Genomic DNA, 6,733 nt, shown 5'->3' with positions numbered 1-6,733 from the left:
GCTTCAGTGCCATAGTCCTTGAAAAAATCAAACAGGCTGTAGCCTTTCTGGAATTGGACTTTGCTTTTGGCCATGATCTCGCACCTCAGTAACTGTACGTAAGATCAGTATAGCTCGTGGTGACTGCTAATCATGGGTAATCAGGTTTATCTTTGCAGTCATTGCGCCGACTATAGCAGTGCGCCCCAGATTTATCCAATACGCTGCGCGTATAGTTTCCATAGCGCCGAAGCTCTTCACGTCGTGATTCAGTTCCACTCATACCGGGCTGCCAGCTGCGCGATGTTCCGTATCTCGACCGTTGCCGTGGAGCCGGATACTGTCGCGATCACGACTTCGCGCTCCAAGACAAATCCGTCGATCGGCCGAGTGACGAGGCCTTGCACGGTCGGCGATCGTTCCGGAAGAATGCATATGGCGTGGCCGTCAGCGACGACCCGTTGCACCCAGTCCTCGCGATCTGATCGAAAGCGAGGTCGCATGAGCAAGTCCCGTCGCGCGAAGTGATCGAGGATCCGATCGCGAAACTCGCATTTCAGGCGATCGACGAAAGGAAACTCGAGCAGGTCTTCGCCGCGCACGATCTCGTTGGCAGCCAAGGGATGGTTTGCAGAACAGCCGAGCACGAAGCGCTCCCGAAATAGAGGATGCACATCCAGCTTGCGTTCCGGTCTTGTTTCACGCGGCATGATGCACGCGTGGTATTTTCCTGAAAGCACCTCCGATGTGTCCTCGTTCGACTGGAGCGAGTGCAGCTTGATTTCGATGGATGGCATCTCCGCCAATGCGCTCTCGAAGAATGCCGTAAATTCCTTTGGTCCGACGGTGGGCGCGACGGCGACATCCAGCACGCGGTGCCCCCCCATCGCCCAGTGCTCCGAGTGATTGCGAACGCTCTTCATCGCGACCACCATGCGCCGGAATTCTGCCTCGACGTCATGGCCAAGGCCAGTCAGGCGGCTGTTCTTCCCGTCGCGATAGATCAGCGGCCCGCCAAGCTCATCTTCCAAGCGGCGGATCGCGCGGGTCAGACTTGGCTGTGACACACCGCTCAAGCGAGCGGCCGCTGTGAAATTCAGCGTCTCGGCCAAGTTGATGAAATAGCTGACTTGATTGAGTTCCATAGTCCTTTGGCCCACGCGCCTGACTGATACCTCTTCCGTGAGACCGCCTTTGGAAAGCAGGTCGCAGAAGTATGCTTGGCGCATATAATCATGGTATAGGGGCTTGTCTATATGATGCGCCAGACATATAAATGATAGCCTGAGATGACGATTACCGGTTGGCGGTGCGCTCCGCTCAGCTCCGTCGAAGGTTCTGAGAGCGCAACCGCCAAGCCGCGAGCTGGAGGTTTGATGGACATGGCAGAAACAACATTCACGTTTGCGAGTGGAGCTGGCTCTCAGCTGTCCGGGCACCTCGAACCGCCAGAGGGAACGCCGCGGGGCTGGGCGATCTTCGCCCACTGCTTCACCTGCGGGAAAGACAGTCGCGCCGCCGTTTACATCTCGCGCGCGCTGTCGCGTGCGGGCATCGGGGTCTTGAGGTTCGATTTCGCCGGAACCGGGATCAGCGGTGGGTCGGGGGAACCTGTGAGTTTCGCGTCGGACGTCGAGGACCTTAGGGCTGCCGCAAAGGCGATGGCGGCGGCGGGTATGTCACCCTCCCTCCTTGTCGGGCACAGCCTGGGTGGCACCGCTGCGATCGTAGCCGCGGCCGAGTTGCCTGACGTTGCGGCGGTGGCGACGATTGGTGCGCCGGCCGACCTTCAGCATATCTTGCGGCTCTTCGGACCGAATGATCTGGACACCATCGCGAGCGAGGGCGAGGCCTCGGTGGAGATCGCCGGTAGGCCCTTCCTCATTCGCCGAGGGTTCCTTGAGGCGGTTGAGGGGATCGACGTCGAGAAGGCCATTGCCTCCCTGCGACGGCCGGTGCTGGTCATGCACTCTCCGCTGGATCAGGTGGTCGGCATCGACCACGCGTCGCGCATCTTCGTCGCGTCCAGGCACCCTAAAAGCTTCATCTCGCTCGACAACGCGGATCACCTTCTCACCGACGTCGCGGACGCGAACTACGCTGCGGCCATGGTGGCGGTTTGGGCGAGCCGCTTTCTCCCACCACTCACGGCGGATCTTCCGCAGGTCGAGGTTGCGGAGGGCGTCGTCGCCACCGAAACTCTTGCAGGGACGTTCCAGCTCAAGGTCCGCAGCGGCGAGCACACTCTGTTCGCCGACGAGCCAGCATCGGTCGGTGGCCTCGGGACCGGACTATCTCCCTACGAGCTCGTATCTGCCGGCCTCGCAGCCTGCACGGTGATGACGATGCGTCTCTATGCGAACCGCAAGGGCTTTCCGCTCGAACGGGCGAGCACGACCGTGCAGCACGAGAAGGTGCCGGACATGATGCCACCCGACCGGTTCACCCGCACCATTGTCCTCGATGGGCCGCTGAGTGATGATCAGCGCGCTCGGATCCTCGCGATCGCTGATCGGTGTCCCGTCGATCTGAGTCTCATCCGGGGTTCGGACGTGCAGACCGAGCTCTTGAGCGCCAGTCAGGCTGCGGATCCCGCGAGGCTGGCTTGACCGTGGCGCACACGGAGGAGGGCGAACGGACTGTGAGCCAATCGCCTACCGGCAATAGGGCGGCCGCGACAGAGCGAGCAATTCTCGCAGGCGGCTGCTTCTGGGGCATGGAGGATTTGCTGCGCCGAGCCAGGGGAGTCATTTCGACGCGTGTCGGTTACACAGGCGGAGAAATGCCTGATCCGACCTACGCGAGACATTACGGCCATGCGGAAGCAGTGGAAGTGACCTTCGACCCTTCCGTTCTCGCCTATCGCTCGCTCTTGGAACTCTTCTTCCAGATACATGACCCCACGACCTACGAGCAACAAGGCAGCGATGTCGGTCCGAGCTATCGATCGGCGATTTTCTACACCACCGAAGTGCAGAAGGAAGTCGCCCTCACAACCATCGCGGAAATCGAGGCATCAGGAAGCTGGCCAGGCCCGGTCGTGTCGGAGATCAACCCAGAAGAACCCTTTTGGGAGGCGGAGCCAGAGCACCAAGAATACCTGGTGCGCTATCCTGGGGGCTATAGCTGCCACTTCGTGCGCCCGACCTGGCGGTTGGACCGCTCAGACGAACGCCCAGCTGTAATACTTGACAGAAAGAGTTGATGATGACCGAAACCGTGACTAATCAGGCCGCCTGGCAGAAAGCGCCGGGGCAGCCACTGAGGATCGGTGTCACCGCTCTGCCGCATCTGGCGGCGAACGAGATATTGATCCGCAACGCGGCCATCGCGATCAACCCACTCGACTGGATTCTGCAGGACGTCGCGCTTTTGCCATGGCTCGACTATCCCGCGATTCTCGGCAGCGACGTCTCCGGTGAGGTCGCGGCGGTCGGTGGCGCGGTCGAGCGGTTCAAGGTCGGCGATCGAGTCATCGGACAGGCGGTCGGGACAACCGTAAATCAACCTGCGCAGGGTGCGTTCCAGCACCACACGATCGTGCTGGACCACATGGCGGCGCCGATCCCCAACAACATTGCCTTCGCTGATGCGGCAGTCCTCCCGCTTGGCCTTGGCACCGCCGCAAGCGGGCTCTACGGACGGACACAGTTGGCTCTCGCGCCACCGTTACACTCGCCGACCGCGCGTCCAGAGGTCGTTCTGGTCTGGGGTGGATCGTCGAGCGTTGGCTGCAACGCCATCCAGCTCGCGGTGGCGTCGGGCTACAGGTGCGTCGCCACCGCTTCGGCGCGCAACGTCGGCCTGTTGAAGGAGCTGGGTGCAAGCGAGGTTCTTGACCACTCGAGTCCAGCCATCGTGGAAGACGTGATTGAGGCAATGCGCGGGCGCAGTCTCGCTGGAACGCTTCACGCGACCGGTCACATGAAAGACTGTTTTGCCGTAGTTGCGAGATGCGAGGGCTCGCGCCGGGTGGCAGCGACGCTGGCCCCGCCCGACGAGCGTTCATTTGGAGTCGAGGCGACGCACATCTCCGGGACGAGCCTCAAGGATGACGAGGTTGGTCCAATGATCTACCGCGAATTCCTGCCGCAGGCTCTCGCGGCGCGCACGTTCGTCCCCGCCCCTCCGGCGAAGATCGTGGGCCAGGGCCTTGAAATGCTCCAGGCTGCCTTGGAAGCCCTGAAGGCGGGTGTATCCGCAGCGAAAATCGTCGTTACCCTGCCTTGAGTGACCAGCCAGGCGGTTTTTCGCGTTCGCAGTCTGAGGTGGCCCGCACTTTGCCGATTGGGAAGCTCTACCGGGAAAACGCGTTTGGGACGCGCGCTGCGCTCCTGCCGGAGCATGCGTTCCCGAAACCTGTTCCCGACTGCTTTTCCCCGAAACTATCTATCGGACATAGAGAAATGGGAATGCAGCGAGTGGTTTGAACGGCCGCTTCCGAAACCGCGTTCCGATCAATTGAGCGGCTAAAAGTGGGGCGATCACCGACATATTAGAATGAGACCGCCATGCCCGATCGGCCGGCTTGACGCGTAGCCAAAAGAATGCGGCTGATGGTAGGCTCGCTGACATTATGAAGCCCCGCCATCTGAGCAGCGTTGAGCTGCCGCAATTGCGAGTCTCCTACGCGTCGTCGTTCTTCTCGCGGTCCACACCTCGCTCATGCAATTCGGCATCGACGGGGCAGTTCGTGCAGCCCTCGTAGCAGCACAAGCGGCAGATGCGGTATGACTGCTCGAGGTTTTCCAAGCGATTTCGGAGAACGCGTTCAGCGATGTCCGATAAGGTTTTCAGTTCGTCTGGATTAAGGATCGATAGCCCTTCGGCAATCACTTGATCGCGCGAGGCCAGGACCTCGTCGCTCGCGACCTTGCCAGTTGGAGTAAGATAGAGGGATCGCGCGCGCCCGTCTGTCGAATGCTCCCTACGCTCGATCAATCCCTCGCTTACCAATCTATCCACCAGGCGAACAGTTCCAGCATGTGAAAGGCCCACCCCGATCGCAAGCATACGGATCGAGAGCCCGGGCTTGTGCGCGAGCAACGCCAGCGCTGAGGCGGCGGGTCCAGCTTCCGGCGCCCGCGATGAACTAGCGCGAACGATGTCGTCGCTGATCATGAGTGCGAACGCCCCGAAAATGTTTCGATCTCGAGGTCCATCCATTGCCACATCTATATGTGCGCGGAGCATAGACAGCAAGCCATACCGTGGTCCTCTTCCTCCGCGCGGCTTGTGGAAAATGTCCTGTTTTAGAAGGGTTTCGGAGGATTTCGACTGATCGAGCGCGCCGAAAAAAACGGGTCCGGCTCGTTAAGGCCGCGGAACCGTTGATACCTGGCGGCTATAGGGCAAGCCTTTTCGCTCGGAATCGCCGTAGGTCGCGCCCGAGAATCACTCCGCGTCAGCGCTGTCATCCAGGCCGCGCAGGTGCAGATCAGCGAGACCTAGCTTGCCCCCGGCGTCGCACTTCCATCGTGTCACCGCGCGCGATCACGATTGTATCAATCCCATTGAGGAACAGTCCGTGCTCCACGACGTCGGGGATTGCGGCGAAACGGGCGAAGACCGCGTCGCCATGCAGCTGAGCGCCTCCGGGCTCGATATCGCGACGGAGCATCCATGCCCCGCGGAGGTTCTGCAGGATTTGCACGCCCGCCGTCACGAGAGGACCACAGTCACGAGAGCACAAGCGCCCCTCTGTGGCGGACCGAAGCACGCAGCAGCACGAGGGACGCCGCTAGCAGAACTGCGTCCTTCAGTAGAAACTGCCCTGGTTGCATATTCCGGTCGAAAATGAACACCTATTCCGGTTTAAAATGAACGCTGATTCCGGCTTGCGTGTACACCATTTCCGGACACCTCAGAGCACGAACTCTGATGTCAGATGAACCGTCATGCTCCAATGACCTGGATCCACAACTGCCGCGCTGCGCTTGGCTGCTGGCTTGTTCGGTGAGTCGAAAAGATGCCTCCCCTCAAAGCTCAGCTTCTGCTCGCAGAATCCCTGGCCGCATACTTTCCGGAAATGGTGTTCACAGATTCCGGAATCACTGTTCAAATTCACCGGAATACGCACTGGTGCAGCCGAAATCGCAGGAAAGCCGCCGGCAGTCTGCTCCGCGACACCTGGAGTGGTGATGAAAAAGGTCAGCGTGATCAGATAGGTCGCTGCTGACATTAGTGCGCCTAGCGCAGAGAAGAGTGGACGAAATGCACCAAGGATCAGAACGAGACCGGTCGATAACTCGATAACGCCGATGAAATAGCTTTGCCCCTGCGTCCCGAACATGCCGAGCCAATTCATGATCGGGCTGTGTTCGATAAACGGGGCGATACCATAGGCCTCGTACGCTGTGAACTTCATCGCGCCGAACCACAGAAATACGATCACGAGAGCCCATCTAAGCAGGCCAAGATCCCTCCGACCGTGCTCGGGGACAAGAAATTCATAACGGTCGAAAATGCTCATCTAAAATTCCTCAACAGTGGTCCCGTGGGAACGTCACGAACGTCGTCTACGTGCTTCGGGCAGGCGTTGCAGTATATGCGCGACGCATATACTAATAAGCGAGATATGTCGAGCGGCTGGCTCGCGCTTCGCTGCCTCACGAAGCCATCCTCATCGGCGATGCCTTTACCCAGCAAACGCGCGACCTTTGCGGGATTTTGACTTGATGGGGCTGGCGCTCCGGGTGGGCCTATAGCCCGTTGGCAAACGTCCAGCCTGTACGGATGGACGCGGCCCTGGACG

6 protein-coding genes are annotated in these 6,733 nt (G+C 60.0%); 3 read left to right on the top strand and 3 right to left on the bottom strand.

The genetic code is table 11. The annotated features are described in order from the left end of the window. Nucleotides 1-248: 248 nt before the first annotated feature. A complete protein-coding gene (locus MUW49_RS19560; RefSeq protein WP_011191349.1) occupies nucleotides 249-1,124 on the bottom strand; it encodes a LysR family transcriptional regulator in 876 nt (291 codons plus the stop codon). A gap of 231 nt (nucleotides 1,125-1,355) precedes the next feature. On the opposite strand from MUW49_RS19560, the gene MUW49_RS19555 reads away from it, so the two are divergent. The 3 genes from MUW49_RS19555 to MUW49_RS19545 are packed head-to-tail and all read left to right on the top strand — an operon-like array spanning nucleotide 1,356 to nucleotide 4,209. Continuing rightward, nucleotides 1,356-2,588, top strand: coding sequence for an alpha/beta fold hydrolase (locus MUW49_RS19555; protein ID WP_130627541.1), 1,233 nt, complete (start codon nucleotides 1,356-1,358; stop codon nucleotides 2,586-2,588). Between the two features lie 32 nt (nucleotides 2,589-2,620). Continuing rightward, on the top strand, nucleotides 2,621-3,184 hold the full coding sequence (gene msrA, locus MUW49_RS19550; protein ID WP_011191350.1) for a peptide-methionine (S)-S-oxide reductase MsrA: 564 nt from the start codon (nucleotides 2,621-2,623) through the stop codon (nucleotides 3,182-3,184). Between the two features lie 2 nt (nucleotides 3,185-3,186). Continuing rightward, complete coding sequence (locus MUW49_RS19545) at nucleotides 3,187-4,209, top strand: zinc-binding alcohol dehydrogenase family protein (RefSeq protein ID WP_004099029.1); 1,023 nt, start codon at nucleotides 3,187-3,189, stop codon at nucleotides 4,207-4,209. A gap of 396 nt (nucleotides 4,210-4,605) precedes the next feature. Here the strand turns inward: MUW49_RS19545 and MUW49_RS19540 are convergent, their stop codons facing one another. Beyond that, nucleotides 4,606-5,100, bottom strand: a complete 495-nt coding sequence (locus MUW49_RS19540) for a MarR family winged helix-turn-helix transcriptional regulator (RefSeq protein ID WP_004099028.1) — start codon at nucleotides 5,098-5,100, stop codon at nucleotides 4,606-4,608. Nucleotides 5,101-5,842: 742 nt separating this feature from the next. Continuing rightward, nucleotides 5,843-6,451, bottom strand: a complete 609-nt coding sequence (locus MUW49_RS19535) for a DUF417 family protein (RefSeq protein WP_244813104.1) — start codon at nucleotides 6,449-6,451, stop codon at nucleotides 5,843-5,845. Between the last annotated feature and the right edge of the window lie 282 nt (nucleotides 6,452-6,733).

Source organism: Aeromonas sp. LsrichE-8G, from assembly GCF_022869435.1.
In the GTDB taxonomy this organism is placed as follows: domain Bacteria; phylum Pseudomonadota; class Gammaproteobacteria; order Enterobacterales; family Aeromonadaceae; genus Aeromonas; species Aeromonas caviae.
Note: the sequence above shows the minus strand (reverse complement) of the source record. Positions and strands in the feature narration are given on the sequence as shown.